15 protein-coding genes are annotated in these 19,135 nt (G+C 70.2%); 8 read left to right on the top strand and 7 right to left on the bottom strand.

Annotated features, from left to right (window positions below; genetic code table 11):
* Positions 1-31: 31 nt before the first annotated feature.
* A complete protein-coding gene (locus ACQP2Y_RS01140) occupies positions 32-346 on the bottom strand; it encodes a hypothetical protein (RefSeq protein WP_433723734.1) in 315 nt (104 codons plus the stop codon).
* A gap of 627 nt (positions 347-973) precedes the next feature.
* Between ACQP2Y_RS01140 and ACQP2Y_RS01135 the strand changes: the two genes are divergently transcribed.
* From ACQP2Y_RS01135 to ACQP2Y_RS01125, 3 genes are all read left to right on the top strand, one after another.
* A complete protein-coding gene (locus ACQP2Y_RS01135) occupies positions 974-1,894 on the top strand; it encodes a DUF4265 domain-containing protein (protein WP_433723732.1) in 921 nt (306 codons plus the stop codon).
* Between the two features lie 147 nt (positions 1,895-2,041).
* Positions 2,042-3,289 carry an FAD-dependent oxidoreductase gene (locus tag ACQP2Y_RS01130; protein WP_433723730.1) on the top strand — a complete coding sequence of 416 codons (1,248 nt, stop codon included), beginning with the start codon at positions 2,042-2,044 and terminating at the stop codon, positions 3,287-3,289.
* A gap of 8 nt (positions 3,290-3,297) precedes the next feature.
* Entirely contained in the window at positions 3,298-3,798 is a 501-nt protein-coding gene (locus tag ACQP2Y_RS01125) for a MarR family winged helix-turn-helix transcriptional regulator (protein WP_433723728.1), read from the top strand.
* On the opposite strand, the gene ACQP2Y_RS01120 is transcribed toward ACQP2Y_RS01125, so the two are convergent.
* On the bottom strand, positions 3,758-5,602 hold the full coding sequence (locus tag ACQP2Y_RS01120; RefSeq protein WP_433723726.1) for a WD40 repeat domain-containing protein: 1,845 nt from the start codon (positions 5,600-5,602) through the stop codon (positions 3,758-3,760). The two genes, ACQP2Y_RS01125 and ACQP2Y_RS01120, sit on opposite strands and share 41 nt — an antisense overlap.
* Before the next feature lie 7 nt (positions 5,603-5,609).
* Positions 5,610-6,017 carry a hypothetical protein gene (locus ACQP2Y_RS01115; protein WP_433723724.1) on the bottom strand — a complete coding sequence of 136 codons (408 nt, stop codon included), beginning with the start codon at positions 6,015-6,017 and terminating at the stop codon, positions 5,610-5,612.
* Between the two features lie 135 nt (positions 6,018-6,152).
* Here ACQP2Y_RS01115 and ACQP2Y_RS01110 point away from each other — a divergent pair, with 135 nt between their 5' ends.
* Positions 6,153-7,310, top strand: coding sequence for a sensor histidine kinase (locus ACQP2Y_RS01110; protein WP_433723722.1), 1,158 nt, complete (start codon positions 6,153-6,155; stop codon positions 7,308-7,310).
* On the top strand, positions 7,307-7,948 hold the full coding sequence (locus ACQP2Y_RS01105) for a response regulator (RefSeq protein ID WP_433723720.1): 642 nt from the start codon (positions 7,307-7,309) through the stop codon (positions 7,946-7,948). Before ACQP2Y_RS01110 ends, ACQP2Y_RS01105 begins: the two co-directional genes overlap by 4 nt.
* Before the next feature lie 14 nt (positions 7,949-7,962).
* On the opposite strand, the gene ACQP2Y_RS01100 is transcribed toward ACQP2Y_RS01105, so the two are convergent.
* A complete protein-coding gene (locus ACQP2Y_RS01100) occupies positions 7,963-9,480 on the bottom strand; it encodes an MFS transporter (RefSeq protein ID WP_433723718.1) in 1,518 nt (505 codons plus the stop codon).
* 102 nt (positions 9,481-9,582) lie between these two features.
* Between ACQP2Y_RS01100 and ACQP2Y_RS01095 the strand changes: the two genes are divergently transcribed.
* A complete protein-coding gene (locus tag ACQP2Y_RS01095; protein ID WP_433723716.1) occupies positions 9,583-10,335 on the top strand; it encodes a TetR/AcrR family transcriptional regulator C-terminal domain-containing protein in 753 nt (250 codons plus the stop codon).
* Between the two features lie 98 nt (positions 10,336-10,433).
* A complete protein-coding gene (locus ACQP2Y_RS01090) occupies positions 10,434-11,024 on the top strand; it encodes a hypothetical protein (protein ID WP_433723714.1) in 591 nt (196 codons plus the stop codon).
* A gap of 7 nt (positions 11,025-11,031) precedes the next feature.
* Here the strand turns inward: ACQP2Y_RS01090 and ACQP2Y_RS01085 are convergent, their stop codons facing one another.
* From ACQP2Y_RS01085 to ACQP2Y_RS01075, 3 genes are all read right to left on the bottom strand, one after another.
* On the bottom strand, positions 11,032-11,820 hold the full coding sequence (locus ACQP2Y_RS01085; protein WP_433723712.1) for an SAM-dependent methyltransferase: 789 nt from the start codon (positions 11,818-11,820) through the stop codon (positions 11,032-11,034).
* The gene (locus ACQP2Y_RS01080) at positions 11,817-12,710 is read right to left on the bottom strand and encodes a helix-turn-helix domain-containing protein (RefSeq protein ID WP_433723710.1); all 894 of its coding nucleotides are present in this window, start codon (positions 12,708-12,710) and stop codon (positions 11,817-11,819) included. Before ACQP2Y_RS01080 ends, ACQP2Y_RS01085 begins: the two co-directional genes overlap by 4 nt.
* A 128-nt stretch (positions 12,711-12,838) precedes the next feature.
* On the bottom strand, positions 12,839-13,987 hold the full coding sequence (locus tag ACQP2Y_RS01075; RefSeq protein ID WP_433723708.1) for a calcium-binding protein: 1,149 nt from the start codon (positions 13,985-13,987) through the stop codon (positions 12,839-12,841).
* Between the two features lie 248 nt (positions 13,988-14,235).
* On the opposite strand from ACQP2Y_RS01075, the gene ACQP2Y_RS01070 reads away from it, so the two are divergent.
* Positions 14,236-19,044 (top strand): ExeM/NucH family extracellular endonuclease, encoded by a 4,809-nt coding sequence (locus ACQP2Y_RS01070; RefSeq protein WP_433723706.1) that lies wholly within the window; start codon positions 14,236-14,238, stop codon positions 19,042-19,044.
* Positions 19,045-19,135 lie beyond the last annotated feature (91 nt).

The following is a 19,135-nucleotide window of genomic DNA, read 5'->3' as shown; positions in this document are numbered from 1 at the left end:
TCGTCGAGGCGTGTGCCGCCGGTGTGCGCGACTATGACGAAACCGGAGTAGCCCACTTATCCCTGCCGTTCGTGCAAGCGCTGCTTGGGATGGCGAGTGCGTGGGCCTTCAGCGAATCGGGGCCGCTGTCCTCGCGACCGGAGTGCTCGACCCGAACCGCCTGTACGTCGCCGCGCTCAGCGTGCGCGTAGACGCGGATGATCCCCTCGTACCAATGGCCGTCCGGCCAGGCGCCCGGCTTCCACTGCCCGGATGCCAGTTGCTCGGCGCTGGCCCGATCAGCTTGTTCGCGGTCCTGGTCGATGGCGGCGAGCATCGCGCCGAAATCGCCCAGCCAGCTCTTCATCCAGGGCAGGTTTCTGCCACCCAGGTCCGCACGATGAAGGCGGCACGTTCCGCATCGGTGTCCGTGGACAGCGAGAATCTGTGGTCCGGCAGCTCCGCAGTGTCGTCAGTTGCCACCAGGCGATGCTGCCAGATGCTGTGGTAAGGCAAGGCTTCGCGGCCCGGGTCCCCCTCTCCCAACTGGTAGCGCAGGTACGGCGCGAGTAGCACCCCGACGTTGACGAAAAACTCGACCTCTCCGCACAACGCGGTGGTGCGCTGTATGTCGAGCGCGATGCCGTTGCCTTCGGGGTCGAAATACCGGAAAAGCGGCCCACCGCGGACGAAGCCGTCCCCCTCAGGTCAGCTTCGATGAGCTCGACGAACCGCCGTAGCAGGGCATGCATGAGGTGGCACAGTCCCCGCCGAACTCGCGAGAGTCAGGCCCGGCAGGACCCCTCGAATACACTCGGGAAAGACTGGCCGCGGGCCAGGCCCAAAGCTACGAATACTCCATGAAGTAATGCTTCGTGTCGAAGGCGGTCAAGAATCAGGTGAAGGTCGCGGTCGGTGCATTGACCACCTTCATGGGCGAGATGACAGGAATGTTCGCCGTTGATCCAGCCGTGGATGCGGTGATGCAGTAGCCATGCGGACTGCTCGACGCCTGTGGTGGCTGCTGGCCGGTCTGGCGCTGGCCGGCGCCGGCGCCCTGGGCCTGGTCTCGCTGAACCAGCGGGCCGACGACATCCGGGCCGGGAACACCACGGTCGGCGCCCAGGTCCTCGGCCAGCGGGACAGCTCGTTCGGCCGGCACTTCAAGGTGATCGGCGTCGAGTACTCCTACCTCGGGCAGATCCACCGCACCGATCTGCTCGACATCGGCTGGGCCTTGCCTCCCGAGGCCGGCGACCGGATCACGCTCGCGATCGACCCGGACCGGCCGTCCGAGGCGGCCGGTCCGGGACTGGTCTCCGGCGCCGCGTGGCGCTACTGGTACCAGCCGGTCGGCTTCCTCGGCATCATGGTGGTGCTGGTCACCATGGGGTTCTGGATCCGCTCGCGGTGGACCACACCGGATGAGGAGACCGCGGAAGGCGTACTCGCCGGCCGCATGCTGGTCCACCCAGAAGCGGCCTGGGCGGACCGCGCCGACGGCACGATCCTCACTCTGGTCCTGGTGGCCGGCGAGCAGCCGTGGGAAGAGGAACTCGCGGCCCGTCATCTCAACGCACAGAGCAGTGAGATCTGCGCGGTGCCGTTCCTGCAGACCCGCCTGGCACTGGGCGACGTCGTTCGGGTCAACAGGCGGGGCTACGCCGGTGCGGTGACCCGCCCCTCGGGCCTGGTCACCTTCGCGGTGCGCTGCTCCGAGCCGGCCGACGTCCACGCCCTGGCCGGCGAGTTCGCCGGAACGACGGTGGAGGAGATCGGCACCGCTCTGCTCGCCGTCGCCGCTCCCGCGGAGACCGCCGGCCGGATCCACGAGCGGCTACGGACGTGGGAGGAACAGGGCCGCGTCGAATACCGATCCAGCCTGCGCATCGACCTGGACACCCCGCTGATCTGACAACCCGGGTCAGCGGTCGAAGCGCTCCTCTGACGCCGCAATGTGGATGCCTCCTCCTTTACCAACGCTGCGCCACCTAGCTAGCCCGCAATCTTGGGATGACAGACCGGCCTTGCTCAAAACATCTTAGTCATTAAGATAACCTGCATGGGCATATCGACTGACTTCTCAGTAGCGATCGCCGGCGCCGGCCTCTCCGGCCTCTGTCTCGCCCAGCACCTGATGCGCGCCGGCATCGACGTGCATGTCTACGAACGCGACCCCGGCCCCTTCGTCCGGCAGCAGGGCTACCGGATCATCCTCGACCGGTACGGCTTGGAAGCCCTGCGCGAAAGCCTCCCCCGCCCCCTGTACCGCCTGGCACTGACCACCGGCGACGAACCCGGCGGCCACCTGCGCTTCACCGACAGCCGACTGCGGGACGCGTTCACCATCAACTTCAAAGACGAACCGCACGCCACCCGCCAGGTCGACCGGCTGACCCTGCGGTCGATCCTCATGTCGGGGCTGGACGGACGCATCCACTACGGCAAGGCGGCCGCCGCGGTGGACAGCGGCGGTCCGGCCGGGTTGCGGCTGCGGTTCACCGATGGTGGGGCCGTCGCGGCGACCGTCGTCGTTGCCGCGGACGGCGTCGGTTCGGCACTGCGTACGCAGCTCATGCCCGACGCCGAGCCGATGAGCACCCCGATGGCCGGCGTCTACGGCCGGTCACCCCTGCGGCAGAACGGCAAGAGCGTCATCCCGGACGCGCTGCGTACCAGTGGGGTTCTGGCCATCGCCGACCAGCCGGGCCGCGCCTTCTTCTTCACCTCCATGCAGTTCGGCGAAAGCCCGCTGGAAGCCTTCGCGCGTATGGCCCCGGGCAGCTATGCGCCCACCGGCGACGACTACGTCATGTGGGGGCTGCTGCTCCGGCAGGAGGAGGTGCCCACCGGCGTCCGCGGGAATCTGCTGGCGCTGCGGGATCTGGCCGTCCGGATGACCACGGATTTCCACCCGCTCATCCGGCGGCTGGTCGACACGGCCGAGCTGGATGCCACGGTTCTCAACCTCTTCGCCACCGGCCGGCGCCCGCAACGGTGGGCGGTGCCCCGGGCCACGATGATGGGCGACGCGGTGCATGTCATGCCGCCGTTCGGTGCTCACGGCGGCAACACCGCGTTGCGTGACGCCGCGCTGCTCGGGCAGCGGCTCGTCGAGGCCCGGGCGGACGGTACGCCGGTGGAGGAGGCGATCGCCGGCTACCAGGACGAGATGGTGCCCTACGCCTTCCGCGCCGTGGACACCGCCGCTGGGCTGATGCGCCGTCTCACCGGGGGCGCGGCCGCTCCGCACTGGGTGCTGACCCGTGTGCTACCTCGGCTGCACCGGGTCACCGTGCCGGAGGCATGATGGCGGGCATGTCCCCCGAGCCCGACCGGGCGTCCGCGATCGCCGGGCTCATGCGCGCCGGACGGGAGACCTCGCGGTTGTCCATGGTGTTCCGGTACGCCGTCGCGGACCGCCTCGGCCTCACCGTGAGCGACCTGGAGTGCCTGGACTTCCTGGCGGATGTCGGATCCGCCACCGCGGGGCAGGTCGCCGAGCGGACCAACCTCACCACCGGGGCCGTGACCAGCATGCTCCGCCGGCTCCAGCAGGCCGGCTATGTCACGGCCGAACGCGATCCGGCGGACCGGCGGCGGGTGATCGTCACCCTGCGGCCGGAGCGGATCGCCGAGCTGGAGAAACCGTACGAGCGGTTCGCCGAGCGGGCGGAGCGGCTCATCGAGGGCTACAGCGTCGAAGCGCTGATGCTGCTCGTACGGCACTTCGAACACATGCAGGCGATGTACCTCGACGAGCTGGAACAGCTGACCGCTACGCCGGCACCTCCTGGAGTCCACCCGACGAGTGGGTGACCAGGACCGCCGTCTCGCCGGGCGTCCAGCGCAGGACAGACCCCCGGTCGAGGGGCGTGCGCACCGGCAGCTGACGGGCGAGCGTGCCGGAACGGACGTCCCACAAACGGATCGCGTCGGTGTGCCCAGTCGTCAGCAGCCCGCCGGAGGACATGCAGGGCTCGCCGATCACGGCCGGGATGGTGATCGAATCGTGCAGCGGGGCGCGCGTGGCGACGTCCAGAACCCGCAGTGACGAAGTCTCCACGTAGACCACCAGCGCGTGGTCCGGTGTGAGGTAGACCTGCGAGCGGTGGGCGGAATGGTCGTACTCCCCGACGCCCTGGAATCCCTTGATCTCGTGGGTCCGGAACCCGGTCGGCCAGCGCAGGTCGAACGTCGCGGCGCCCGGCGTGTATGCCATCGACCCGAGGACGTACGGCGCCTTGGCCTGCGCACGGACCTCCAGCGTCCGCGCGTCGAGCCGGTAGAGCACGCCGTTGCGGTAGCCCTTCGAGCAGGCGGCCAGCACCTCGCCCCGGTCCGCCAGCGACGCCACGGCCACCACCTTGCCGTCCAGCTCCTCGCTGCGCGCCTCGGGCTCCGGGTCACCGACCGTGAACCGCAGCAGGCGCTCGCCGTCACCGACGAACAGCGTGCCCCCGTCGAGCGCGATGCCCTGGCGGCGATGGACGTTCGGCATCTCGTCGAGCATCGCCGTGAACACCGGCGACGGCCGGCCTCGCTCCCAGACGCAGACGCGGTGGTCCTCCCCGGCCGTGGCGAACCGGTCGCCGTCGAACGAGACGGCGATGACGGACCGGGAATGGCCGTCGCCCAGCTCGGGGATTCCGGGCGCCCCGGGCCGGAACAGCATCGGGCGGGAGTCCAGGCCGCTGCCGACGATCGTCTCGCCGACGGCGGACAACCGGTTCACGTATCCCCGGTGCGTCCACGTGTGCCGGACCGCCCCGGTCGACGGGTCGAGCTCGCGGCAGTCGCCGAACCGGGCGGAGATGACCCGGTCGTCGTGGATCAGGGCCGGGCCGTACGAGCCGGTCTCCCAGTCGGCGGCACCCGTCGCCGGATCGATCGAGACGGTCGCCGCCTGCTGCGCGTACGCGATCAGCCGCCCGGCCGGGGTGATCCCGGCCAGTGACGCGCCCTCCTTGGGTGACACCCACAGGGTCCTCGCCTTCGGCTTCTTCGCGCTCGGCGTCCAGCCGAGCACGCGCGGCCCGGCCGCGGCCACCACCAGGTCTTGCGCCGCGGAGACAGCCACCGCGCTGACCGGCGCCCGCGGACCGGTCAGCGTGTGCCGGACCGTCCCGGTCGCGTCCACGACCAGCACATTTCCGGTACGGCCCTGGTCAGTACCGACCGCGACCAGCGTCCCGTCCGGCGACACGGAAAGGCAGGTCGCTTCGTCGGGCAGGTCGATCCGGTGCACGGTGCCATCCACCAACAGCGCCAACGCGTACGGGTCGGCGGTGAGCGCCGCGATCGTCGTGCCGCCGACCGCCAGCTGGCACACCCGGCCGCCGGCGTCGATCTCCTCCCGCACCGTCAGCTTCGGCAGGGCCAGCAGCGTGACCGCGTCCGGTCGTTCCTCCGACGCCACGGCCACGACATCCCCGCGGGTGGCCACCGCCTTGACCCGGGGCCCCGTCGTCACCACACCCGTGCCCAGGTCGATCGCATCGACCCGCCCGGAGTCCATCGCGAGCAGCGTCCGCCCGTCGTCCGTACCGGTGAACTGCGCCGACCAGTTCCCCGCCCGGAAGGCGGGCGATCCGTATTCGGCGATGCCGTCCCGTTCGGTCATGGAAAGATCAAAACATTGTGGCCTCCGGCCGAGGATCAGCGGTACGCGAGCGAGCAGCGCGACGGTTGACGCCCACTACGACGCCGAGCATGAGCAGACCGCACACGGCCTGTTCGACGCGCAGCCACACCGGGAACGCGCCCGGCCAGGCGACCACCGCGATGATCGCGGCCAGCACCACCATCGAGATGATGCGGAGCCGGCGGAACGAGCCGCGGTGGCCGGCGGCCGCGCGGCGGGCGAACAGCAGGAGCACCGCGGCGCTGGCCGCGACCAGGGGCGTACGGACCCAGACGGCCGCGGTGACGAGAGTGGGATGGTGGCGCAGCAGCACCACGGCGACGACGGTCGACAGGCTGATCACCAGGAAAGCGGTGAGCAGCCGCACAGCGGCGTTCAGAGGGTCGTTTCTCATGCCGCCCAGCCTGCGAGCCGGAGCCGGGCCGGGGCATCGGCGCGCGGATCGAAGTTCCGTCTCCACCCCGGGGTGGAGACACGTCTACAACCGTGAACCGATGCTGCCGCGCCGATACCGCTCTAGGTTCGAAGGGTGCACACCGAGGAACCCGCGCTGACCCGTCTCCGGGTGGTGCGGTGGATGCAGTTGCTGACGCCGCTGATGCTGGCGTGGTTCGGGTGGGCGGCCGCGGCCACCGGGCCCGGCTTCGGGCCGACCGGCCGGCGGCTGGTCGTCGTGCTGGCCACCGTCACGTTCGTGATCGGGGTGTTCGGCCGCAATGCGACCACCCGCCGACCGGTCCGGCCGGCGCACGTGGTGTTCGTCGGGGCGATGCTGGTCAGCTCGGTGACGCTGGTGGCGGTGCAGCCGAGCGGCCCCGGCTCGGTGGGGGTGCTGGTCGCGGTGCTGTGCGCGGCGACCGGGCTGATGCCCGTACGGGTGGCTGTCCCGGTTTTGATCGCAGCGTTCGTGGTGCTCGAGATGGCGGCCTCGATGACCGGGCAGGATTTCGGTTTCCTGGCCGTGCTGGCCGGGTTCGCCGTGCTGTTCGGCTTGATGTACCTGGCGTTCCGGCTGGCCGAGGCGCAGCGCGAGACCAAGCGGCTGCTCGCCGAGCGGGAAGCGGGCCAGGCGGCGCTGGCCGAGGCGGCCGTGCTGGCCGAGCGGCAGCGGCTGGCCCGCGAGATGCATGACGTGCTCGCCCATTCGCTGTCCGGGCTGTCGCTGCAATTGGAGGGCGCGCGCATGCTGGTCGCGCGGGATCCGGCCGATCCGCGGCTGGTGGTCGCCATCGACCGAGCCCACCACCTCGCCCGCAGCGGTCTGGAGGAGGCCCGGCGGGCCATCGGTCTGCTGCGCGACGACGACCTGCCGGGTCCCGACCGGCTGGCCGGGCTGGCCGAGCAGTTCACCCGCGACCAGGCCGTGCCGTGCGAGTTCGCGGTGTCCGGAGAACCGCACCCACTGGAGTCGCAGGCGCGGTTGGCCATCTACCGGGTGGCCCAGGAGGCACTGACCAACGTGACCAGGCACGCATCGCCGACCCGCGTCTCGCTGCGCCTGGCGTACGAAGCCACCGATACCCGCCTGATCGTCGAGGACTTCGCCGCCGGGCCGCCCGTGATTCCCGACGAGACGGACGGTTACGGGCTGAGCGGGATGCGGGAACGGGCCGAGCTGCTGGGCGGGACCCTCAGTGCGGGCGCGACCGGTCACGGATTCCGGGTCGAGCTGGCGGTGCCGGCATGATCCGGGTGCTCATCGCCGACGACCAGCGGGTGGTCCGCGAAGGGCTGAGCATGGTGCTCGCCTTGATGGAGGGCGTCGAGGTGGTGGGCACGGCCACGGACGGCGCCGAGGCGGTCACGCTGGCCCGGACCGTACGGCCGGATGTCGTGCTCATGGACCTGAGGATGCCGCGATGCGACGGGGTCGAGGCCACCCGCCGGCTGCGTACCGAGGCGCCCGAGGTCAGGGTGGTGGTGCTGACCACGTATTCGGACGACCGGTCGGTGCTGGACGCGGTACGGGCCGGCGCCCGCGGCTACCTGACCAAGGACGCCGGCGGTGAACAGATCCACGAGGCGCTACGGCAGGTGGTCGACGACCATGCCGTCATCGATCCGGCCGTACAGCGGCACCTCGTCGACGCCATCGCCGGTGAGCCGGCGCCGCGGCCGGGGTTCCCGGACGGTCTCACGCCGCGCGAGGCCGAAGTGCTGTCCCTGATGGCCGGCGGCCTGTCCAACGCCGAGATCGCTTCGCGCCTGACGGTCAGTGAGGCGACGGTCAAGAGTCACGTCAACCACCTGTTCGCGAAGATCGGCGCCCGCGACCGGGCCCAGGCCGTCGCGTACGCCTTCCGGCACGACCTCAGCGTTCCGTGAGTTGTCCCCGGGGCTCAGCCGGCCAGTTGCGACTCCGGCTCGGCGGCGGCGGCTTCTTCGGCGGCGGCCACCCGCGGCTTCGGGCGTAGAACGGCCACGGCGACGACTGCCGCCATGATGCCGCCGGCGACACCGATGAGGGAGGTGGAGGCGATGGCCGAGACGAAGGAATCCTGCGCGACCCGGGCCAGCGCGGCGTCACCGGTGGTGGCCGCGATGCGCAGGGCGTCGCCGATCGAGTCGCGGGCCTGGTCGGCCACGTCGGCCGGCATCGCGGCGCGGTAGGTGGCGGTGAGCACGCTGCCGAGTACGGCGACGCTCAGCGCCGTGCCGACCTGCTGGACCGTGTCGTTCACGGCGGAGCCGACGCCCACCCGATCCGGGGGAAGGGCGCTCATCAGCGTTCCGTAGGCGGCGGGTCCGGCGGTGCCGCTGCCCATGCCGAGGACGACCAGGGCGAGGGCCAGTTTCGGGTAGCCGTCGCCCGGCGCCAGCGACGCGAGGACCCCGAAGCCCGCCGACACCAGCAGCAGGCCGGCTGCCAGCGCCGTACGGGTGCCGAAGCGCTTGTCGATCACGACGCCGACGCCGTTGAAGGCCATCGCGGTGACCAGCATCGGGATGAACGCCGTGCCGGCCTTGAGAGGCTCGTAGCCGAGCACGAACTGCAGGTACTGGGTGAGGGCGAGCAGCACGCCGCCGGCGGAGAACGACAACAGCACGATCGAGAGGCTGGCGCCCGCGAAGTTCCGGTCGCGGAACAGTTTGAGAGGCAGCATCGGCTCAGCGACCCGGCGCTCCCACCAGGTGAACGCGCCCAGCCCGGCCACCGCGACCGCGAAACCGCCGAGAGTGGACGGTGAGTCCCAGCCGTGCTGCGCCGAGTTGATGACGCCCCAGACCAGGGCCGTCATGCCGATCATCGAGAGCAGCGCGCCGAGCAGGTCGGGACGGCTCGCCCGGCCCCGCGACTCGGGGATGACCGCCAGGGCGGCGACGATGCCGAGGACGGCGATCGGCACGTTGAGCAGGAAGATCGAGCCCCACCAGAAGTGCTCGAGCAACAGGCCGCCGAGGCTGGGACCACCGAGGGCGCCGAGCATCAGCACCGAACTCCAGATGGCGATCGCCTTCTTGCGCTCGTCCTCGGCGAAGACGGTGGTGAGGATCGACAGGGTGCCCGGCATCAGGAAAGCGGCGCCGACGCCCATCAGACCGCGGACGGCGATGAGCTGCTCGGGGGTCTGGCACACCGTGGCCAGCACCGAGGCGCTGCCGAAGACGATCAGCCCGGTCACAAGCCCCCGGCGGCGGCCGTGGCGGTCCGACAGACTGCCCGCGGTGAGCAGCAGGCCGGCGAAGACCAGGATGTAGGCATCGATGATCCACTGAATCTGGGCGGTGCTCGCACCGAGGTCGCGGATGAGCGACGGGATCGCGATGTTGAGCACCATGTTGTCGACGACGACCACCAGCAGGCTCAGGCAGAGCACGCCGAGGATCAGCCAGCGACGAGGGTTGCGGTCCGTCATGACGACCTCTCTCGTACGGTGTGCGATTGACTCGCACACCGTACCAGTGGACTCGAACACTGTGCGAGGGCCTTTAGAATGGGCAGGTCGAAGGGATCCTGCATGCCGTCGCAGTCCGACTCGTTCACCGGTTCCGTCTGGCTGCGGCCACCCCGGGCGCAGACCGGCCAGCCGAGCCTGAGCCGCGAGCAGATCGTCCGCGCGGCGATCGAGCTGCTCGACGCGGAGGGGCCGGCCGGGCTCAGCATGCGCCGGCTCGGCACCAAGCTCGGCTCGGGTGCCACCTCGCTGTACTGGCACGTGGCCAACAAGGACGAGCTGCTCGAACTGGCAGTCGACGAAGTCCTGGGTGAGGTCTACGTGCCGGTGCCCGGCGACACCAGCTGGCGGATGGGCGCGTCGATCTGCGCGAACGGCATGCGGTCGGCGCTGCTGCGGCACCCGTGGGTGATCGGCCTGCTCGGGCTGCACCCGACCCTCGGCCCGAACGCGATGCGGCTGGGCGAACAGCTCGTGGCCCTGTTCACCAGGGCGGGCTTCAGCGGCATGGCGTTGTCACATGCGACCGCCGTACTGAACTCGCACGCCATCGGCGCGGCGACCTCCGAGGCGGCGGTCAGGTCGGCTCTCAGGCGTACGGGAAAGACGTGGCAGCAGGTCGCGGAGGACGTGGAGCCCTACCTCGAGCGACTCGGTCCGGAGAACCCTGAATACGAGAAGTGGCGCAAGGAGACCGGGCCGATGCGCCGAGACCCGGACCAGGTGCTCGAGGAGATGTACGCCTTCGGACTCGATCGGGTGCTCGACGGCCTGGAGCTGTGGCTGGCGAAGCACCCGGGTTCAGCGCAGGCCTGAACTACATCGATGCTCTTGACTTCCTCCGAGCCGCCAGACAACCTTTAACAAGGTTTACTGAAGCGGGGAGGCTGTCCATGCAGCGACTGTCAGTGGCAATGAGGTCATCTCTGGCGGCATTCGCCGCCTGCCTGCTCATGGCTCCCACAGCCGCGAACGCTCGCCCACCATCCCCGAGCACCCACGAGTGTGCGACCCCCTCGATCGATCGCCTCCAGCAATGGCTGGCCAGCGGCGAGGGCACCACGATCCCAGCGACCGGCAGCCTGCTCGTGCCCACCCGCACCGGCTACAAAGCCGAGGTCACCTTCCTGAACGCGGAATGGCACGTGGTCGTCGTCTGGCTCGCCAACCAGTTCGAGGCCCAGGTCGACCTGTCGAGCTCCAGGGGATTCTGGCTGACCTACAGCGCAACCGACGACCTGTACGTGCAACTACGGCCCGCCTCGCACTGGAGCGGCGGAGCTCAATGGGCCACCGCAATCCCCTCGACCCACGGCCGGACGGTGACCAGGTTCTTCAGCTTCCGGCCCGAGGCGTGGACGGCAGTGCCTGAGCTCGGCGCTCCCGCCCACTCGTTCGCCGACGCGATCAGTGAGGCTCGGGGCCTGGTCTTCGTCGGCAAAACCCCGAACGAGCTGACCTTCCGAGGGATGCGCTTCCACCGGTACACCCCGCCGTGCCTGTGATCGAAGCTCAGGCAGGCTTACGGCCGACCCCGACCAAGTTGTGCAGCGGCGGAGTCTCCCCCGGTTCGATCCGCCACCGAGTCACGTCCACCAGACCCGGCTCCACCAGCTCCAGCCCCTCGAAGTAACTGGCGATCTCCTCCGGACTCCGCATCGCATAAGGCGGATTCGCCGTAGCGTTCCAGATCTTCATGACCTCGTTCAGCTCCGGGTTGGTGTTGGTCCCGTCGACCACCACCAGATAGCTCCCCGGCGCCAGAGCGTCCATGACCCTTCGGACGATCGCTGCCGCCTCCTCGGCCGACGGCAGGTGGGCCAGGATCCCCGACAGCATCAGCGCGACCGGCTTCGTGAAGTCCAGCGTGCGCCCCGCCTCCCGCAGGATCGTCTCCGTGTCGCGCAGATCCGCGTCGATGTAGTCCGTTGCGCCTTCCGGGCCGCTGGTCAGCAGCGCCCGGGCGTGCACCAGCACCAGCGGGTCGTAGTCGACGTAGACGATCCGGGACTCCGGGGCCACCTCCTGGGCCACCTCGTGGGTGTTGTTCGTGGTCGGCAGGCCGGTGCCGATGTCGAGGAACTGCCGGACGCCGGCCTCGCCGGCCAGGTAGCGGACGGCCCGGTTCAGCACCGCGCGGTCGGCTCGGGCGATGTCGACGATGATCGGGTATTCCTTGGCGATCTGGTCGCCGAGGTCACGGTCCACCGCGTAGTTGTCCTTGCCACCCAGCCAGTAGTTCCAGACCCGGGCCGTCTGCGGGACGGTGGTGTCGATCTGCGGCGCCTGTCCGTCGGTCATCGAGGATGCCCTTCGTTTCGTGGAGTACGGGTCCGTGGTGGAGTGCGCAGGTCGTCGATGATCCGCTCCAGGATCCCGGCGGTGTCCCGCAGCGGCGCGGCCTCGACGAACAGGCGGTTCGCCGCGTGGAAGTAGAAGTCGATGTCCGCGCGGCTGTGCAGGTACAGCGCGCTGGTGAGCTGTTCGAGGTAGACCATGTCCGGCAGGTCGGGCTCGGGGAACCGCAGGATCGTGAACGAGCCGCCGGCTGTCGCGTGCCCGCCCGCGGCGAGCGGCAGCACCTGCAGCCGTACGTTCGGCGACTTGGTCACGACGGCGATCAGCGCCTCCAGCTGGTCACGCATCACCGCCCGGCCACCGACCGGGCGCCGCAGCGCTGCCTCGTGCACCAGCGCCCACAGTTTCGGCGGGTCCGGGCGGTTGAGCACCTGCTGCTGCGCCAGCCGCTGCCGTACCCGGCGTGGGACGACTGCCCGGGCGTACGCCTCGGTCTGCAGCAGGCCGGGCACGGACTGCACCTCGTAGGTCCGGATCAGCGACGCCCGCGCTTGCAGGCTCAGGTATCGCTGGAACCAGTTCGGTGTCACGTCACTGTAGGAATGCGAGTGGCCGGGCGCGTTGGCCTCGCGGACGCGCGCCAGCAGGGCTGCCCGTTCGTGAGCGTCGTGGATGCCGTAGAGCGACAGCAGAGCGAGGACGTCGCGCTCGTCGAGGACGACCCGGCCCAGCTCCATGCCGGTGATCGCCGGCTCCGCGAGGTGCAGCGGAACGCCGGCTTCGGCCCTGGTCAGACCACTGTCCTCACGCAACTGCCGCAGGTAGGCGCCGACCAGAACGCGCACGGCTGAGGGGGTGTCGCCTGCCCCGTCCCGCTGGGGTGATGTCTCCACCGCGCACCTCCGGCCGCTTTCCGAAGCCAGCATGCCACCGGAATTCACCCGAAACCAGTACACGGAAGACGGCCCGATCAAGCGGGGGGTGAATCCCGCGCAATCGGGCCGTCCGTCAGTGCTTGCTGTTACTTGACCGCCGCCCGGGCGGTGGCCGCCCGGGTCTGGGCCTGCCGCGCAATCTCGAGCTGTGCGGCCGGAGCCACCGTACGCGCCTGAGCCGAATCCGCCGTGCCCTCGCAGTTCCGCACGGTGGCCGCCGCCAGCGCCAGGCAGTAGTCGCCCAGCGCGGTCGCGTTGGCGCCGCCGTCGAGCCGGTCCAGGGCCGCGTCGCTGCCGTACGGCCGGCCCGACACGATGTCCTCGCCGATCAGGATGTCGTCGCCCTTGTTGCCGGCGATCGTGTCGTTGCCCGCCTTGCCGTACAGGATGTCGTCCCCGTCGCCGCCGGCGATGTTGTCGTTGCCCGCCTCGGCGAAGATGATGTCCTTGCCCGCGTCGCCGGCGATCGTGTCGTTGCCGGCGTCGCCGTAGAGGATGTCGTCGCCGGTCGAGGCGACGATCCGGTCGTTGCCCGCGTCGCCGACGAGCACGTCGTTGCCGGCCGCGCCGGTGATCGTGTCGTTGTCCGAGCCGCCCGCGATCTCGTCGTTGCCGGCCGCGCCGGACAGGATGTCCTTGCCCGAGCCGCCCAGGATCAGGTCGTTCCCGGCCTCGCCGTAGGCCTTGTCGGCGCCGGGGCCGGCGTCGATGCGGTCGTTGCCGGTGCTGCCGACCAGCTGGTCGTTGCCCGAGCCGCCGAAGAGCGTGTCGATGCCGCCCTTGCCGTACAGCTTGTCGTTGCCGGTGCCGCCCTGCAGCTGGTCGGCGGCCGAGCCACCGGTGAGCTTGTCGGTGCCGGAGCCACCGTCGGCGAGCATGTAGACGGAGGTCTTGTTGACGACCCAGTCGTTCTTGTCACCGAGGGCGACGCTGAGCCGCGACGTCTTCTTCTTGGTCTTGCACTTGACCTTGGTCTTGTCGCCCTTGACCGCCTTGCAGCCCTTGCCCGCCTTGATGGCGACCTTGTCGTCGAGCGTGACGGTGCGGCCCGAGATGGTGATGGTCAGCCCGTTGCTCTTGCCCAGCAGGGCGTTGAACTGCACGGCCGAGGAGCCGACGACCTTGGCCGCGCCCGCGGACGCCGCCTGGGCGGGCACAGCGAAGAACGTAGTTGCGGCGACCGCTGCCGCGGTGACGCCGGCGGCCGTCAAAGCCTTGCGGTGGAACAGGAACATGCAGAATCCCCCGTGTCGAGAAAGTGTGCTGTGGTGATCGGCGGCGACTATACGTGAGCCATGCTCGTGCTCGGGTGCCGACTCGTATGCCTGTTCGTTACCTGAACGAGCGTTGATCGTCATTGGACCTGCTTACGCTCCGGCGCATCAGTACCTTGGAAGGACAAAATTCAATGCGTCGATATCTGCCCGCAGCCGGGGGCGCTCCGCGATCCCGGTCAGGGCGTCACGCTCTCGGTGCGGCGTTCGTGGCCACCACCCTCGGCCTCGGTCTCACCGGTCCGGCGCACGCCGCGACAGCGCCGACCCGCGCCGCGGAAACAACGCCGGTACGCGCCGCGAAAGCGGTCGCGGAACCATTCATCAGCGAAATTCACTACGACAATTCCGGCACCGACAGCGGTGAGGCCGTCGAGATCGAGGCGCCCGCCGGCTCCGATCTGTCCGGCTGGCAGATCGTGCTCTACAACGGCAACGGTGGCGTCGTCTACGACACCGACACGCTCGCCGGGACCGTGCCGGCCGCCGGGGTGGTCGTGCAGCGGTATCCGGTGGACGGCATTCAGAACGGCCCGGACGGCGTGGCCCTGGTGAACCCGGCCGGCGCAGTCGCCGAGTTCCTCACCTACGAGGGGGCCTTCCCCGCGACCGGCGGCCCGGCAGCCGGCACCACCGGCACCGACATCGGCGTGACCGAGGGGCAGAGCACCACCGCGGCCGACTCGCTGCAGAAGATCGACGGCGTCTGGAAGGCGGCGGCGAACACCTTCGGCGTGCGCAACACCGTCGCGCCGGACCCCGATCCCGATCCTGATCCGGCTCCGGGCTGCACCGTCGCGGTCGACCACACCATCGCCGAGGTGCAGGGCACCGGCGCCGCCACCACGCTGGCCGGCACCCGGGTCACCGTCGAGGGCGTCGTGACCGCCGACCACCGCACCGGTGGCTACAACGGCATCTACGTGCAGACCGCGGGCAGCGGCGGCGATCGCCCGGTCGCCGCGGGTACGGCCTCCGACGCCGTCTTCGTCTACCTGCCCACCGGCACGGCTCCCACGGTCGCCCTCGGTGACCTGGTCCGCGTCAGTGGCACGGCGAACGAGTTCAACGCGTTCACCCAGCTCAGCATCGCGGCCAAGACCGACGTGCAGGTCTGTGCGCACGACGCGCCGCTGCCGGCGCCCGTACCGCTGAGCCTGCCGCTGGCCGACGACGCCCGCGAGTCCGCCGAGGGCATGCTGGTCGCGCCGGTCGGGGCGTTCACCGTCTCCGACGTCTACAACACCAACCGGTACGGCGAGATCGTGCTCGCCGCCGGCCACGCCCCGGCCCGCGTGCCGACCGACGTGGCCCGCCCCGGCACCGAGGCCGCGGCTCAGGTCAAGGCCGCGAACAAGCTCGGCCGGATCCTGCTCGACGACGGGCGCACGACGAACCTGTCCTCGGCCGGCCTGGCCCCGCCGTACCTCTCCAAGACCGACCCGGTCCGCGTGGGTGACACCGTCGAATCGTTCGGTCCGGCGGTCCTGGGCTTCGGGTTCAGCGAGTGGCGCCTGCAGCCCACCACCCCGGTCGACGCGGCCACCCCGCCCACGGCGCGCACGACGTTCAAGGACACCAACCCGCGCACCGCGGCGCCCGCCGCGGTCGGCGGTGACATCAAGCTGGCCAGCTTCAACGTGCTCAACTACTTCGTCCACTTCGGTGGCGAGGCGCGCGGCGCCACCGACGCGGCCGCGCTGGCCAAGCAGCAGGCGAAGATCGTCTCGGCGATCACCGCGCTGGACGCCGACGTGGTCGCGCTGATGGAGATCGAGAACTCGGTCCGGTTCGAGGCCGACGACCCGCAGCTGGCGCTCAAGACGCTGGTCGGCGCGCTGAACGCGGTCGACGGCGCGGGCACCTGGGACTACGTGCGGTCGCCGGCGGAGCTGCCGGCCGCCGCGCAGCAGGACCTCATCACCACGGCGATCATCTTCAAGCCGGCCAAGGTCACCCCGAAGGGCGCGGCCCGGTCGATCAACGACGAGTCGGTGTGGTCGAACGCCCGCGAGCCGATCGCGCAGACGTTCACCTCCGGCGCGATCACCTTCACCGTCGTGGCCAACCACTTCAAGTCCAAGAGCGCCTCCACCCCGCCGAGCGGCGACAACGTCGACAGCGGGGACGGCCAGGGCCCGTACAACGGCGACCGGGTCCGGCAGGCGAACTCGCTGGCCGGCTTCGTCGACCAGCTGAAGGCGAGCAGCGGCAGCGACCGGGTGCTGCTGCTCGGCGACTTCAACGCCTACACGCGGGAAGACCCGATGCAGGCCCTGTACGACAAGGGCTTCACCGACGTGCACACGACCGGCGCGCCGGACAAGTACTCGTACGTCTTCGGCGGCGAGACCGGCTCCCTGGACCACGGGCTGGCCACCGCCTCGCTCGCCGAGCGGGTCACCGGCGTCGACATCTGGAACATCAACTCCGTCGAGTCGTACGCCTACGAGTACGACGTGTACGCGCCGTTCTACGACGCCGGTCCGTACCGGGCCAGCGACCACGACCCGGTGGTGATCGGCCTGGAGACCGGGCTCACCGCGCCGGTCGACCTGCAGCTGCTCAGCATCAACGACTTCCACGGCCGGCTCGAGTCGCCTGCCACCGTCAACGGTCAGGCCGTCGGTGGCGCCGCTCAGCTCGTCGGGCTGGTCAACCAGCTGCGCGCGGCCAACCCGAACACCGCGTGGGTCTCCGCCGGTGACAACATCGGGGCGTCGACGTTCGTCTCGGCGATCGACAACGACAACCCGACCCTGGACGTGCTGAACGCCGGTGGGCTGAACGTCGCCGCGGTCGGCAACCACGAGTTCGACAAGGGCCTCGCCGACCTGGTGGGCCGGGTCGAGGACCGGGCGAAGTTCCCGTACCTGGCGGCCAACGTCTACAAGGACGGCAAGCGGGTGCTGCCGGGTTACTCCGTGCAGAGCCTGGGCGGCGTCGAGGTCGGCTACATCGGCGTGGTCACCGAGCAGACCGGTTCGCTGGTCGCGCCGGGCGGCATCGCCGGGGTCGAGTTCCGTGACCCGGTGGCCGAGGCGAACAAGCTCGCCACCGAGCTGTCCGACGGCAACGCGGCGAACGGCGAGGCCGACGTCCTGGTGCTGCTGGCTCACGAGGGGGCCGCGTCGGAGCACATCGGTTCGGCCGCCGAGCTGGCCGCCGATCCCGTCTTCGGCAAGTACACCCAGGTCAGCCCCGAGATCGACGCCATCCTCAGCGGCCACACCCACCAGCCGTACGCGTTCGAGGTGCCGGTCCCCGGCACGTCGCGCACACGGCCGGTCATCCAGGCCGAGGACTACGGCCTCAAGCTCGGCAAGGCCGTCCTCACCTACGACCCGGCCACCCGCGCGGTGACCGCGTCCACGGCTGAGCTGCTCCCCGTCACGGGCGTCACGCCGGATCCGGCGATCGCCGACCTCGTGGCCAAGGCGAAGGCGGCCGCCGCCGAGCTCGGCAAGCAGACCCTGGGCAAGATCACCGGGGACATCCTGCGCGGCTACACCGCCGCCGGCAACGAGGACCGTGGCATCGAGTCGGTGATGGGCAACTTCATCGCCGACGTCCAGCTGGACCAGACCCGCGACGCCGGCCGGGGCGGGGCGCAGATCGCCCTGATGAACCCGGGTGGCCTGCGGTCCGACCTCAAGTACGGCACCGACGGCACGATCACCTACGCCGACGCGTTCGCCGTGCAGCCGTTCGCCAACGACGTCATCACCCAGACGCTGACCGGCGCCGACATCAAGCTGGCGCTGGAGCAGCAGTGGCAGCCGGCCGGGGCGTCCCGTCCGGTGCTGCACCTGGGCGTGTCGAAGGGGCTCACCTACTCCTACGACGCCGCCCAGCCGCAGGGCCGGCGAATCATCGCCTCGTCGCTGAAGCTCAACGGGGTCACGCTGAACCCGGCGGGCACCTACCGGGTGACGACGAACTCGTTCCTGGCCACCGGCGGTGACAACTTCGCCGCCCTGGCCGGGGGCAGCAACAAGGTGACGACCGGCGACAACGACCTGACGATGCTGGTCAACTACTTCGCCGCGCACACGCCGGTCACGGCCGACCCGGCGCCGCGGGCGACCCCGGGCGTGTCGGATTCCACCGCGCCGACGGGCACCTTCGCCCTGAACGCGGCGGCGCTCTGGCCCGGCCAGAAGGTGACCCTGACCCAGACCGCACTGACCGACGACGTGAGTGCGCCGGCGGGCATCCGGCGGGTCATCACCTGGGGCGACGGCACCACACCGCAGACCCTGGCGGCCGGCGCGACGACCGCGACCCACACCTACGCGGCCGCGGGCAGCTTCCCGGTGTCGGTCGCGCTGACCGACGAGGCGGGCAACACCGCGGCGGCCGGCTTCACCGGTCCGTCCACGGTGGTCGTCGCGGCGCAGCCCGGCCGGTACGCCCTGGACCGCAGGTCGATCTGGGCGAGCCAGTCCGTCAAGCTCAGCCTCAGCGGCGTGAGCAAGGCGAGCAAGGTCTCCGTGGCCTGGGGCGACGGCGCGACCTCGGTGATGTCGCCGAACGTCGGCAGCGCGGCGCACGTCTACCCGAGGGCCGGCACGTTCACGGTCAAGGTGACGCTGTTCAACCAGGCCGGGGCCGGCACGCCGGTCACGGTCGGCTCGGTCAAGGTCACCAAGGACACCCACAAGCCGGTCGTGACCTTCAACGTGCCGAAGAACGCCGGCCAGGCGTCCTCCTGGTCGAAGATCACGGGTACGGCAACCGACAAGGGCGTCGGGGTGGCCCGGGTCCGGGTGAAGCTGATCGAGCAGCGCAACGGCAAGTGGTACTACTACACCGGCCGTACCTGGGTGAAGACCTCCTCGAAGAGCAAGGCCTCGGCCAAGGCGACGGTCTTCACCGTGACGCCGACCGCCCGGGGCACCTGGAGTCTCGGCCTCAAGGGCGTCAAGAAGGGCACCCTGACGGTCACCTACTGGGGCTCCGACAAGGTCGGTAACACCTCGACCGGCAAGAGCTATACGCGGAAGATCACCAGGTAACGCCGTACCGGAAAAAGGAAGGCCCCGGCCGCCCGGCCGGGGCCTTCCGCCGTTTCCGGGAGTGGAACCGGGAAACGGGCGTCGTCGGCCC

Origin of the sequence: Actinoplanes sp. CA-051413 (assembly GCF_050955795.1) — a bacterium.
Classification (GTDB): domain Bacteria; phylum Actinomycetota; class Actinomycetes; order Mycobacteriales; family Micromonosporaceae; genus Actinoplanes.
Note: the sequence above shows the minus strand (reverse complement) of the source record. Positions and strands in the feature narration are given on the sequence as shown.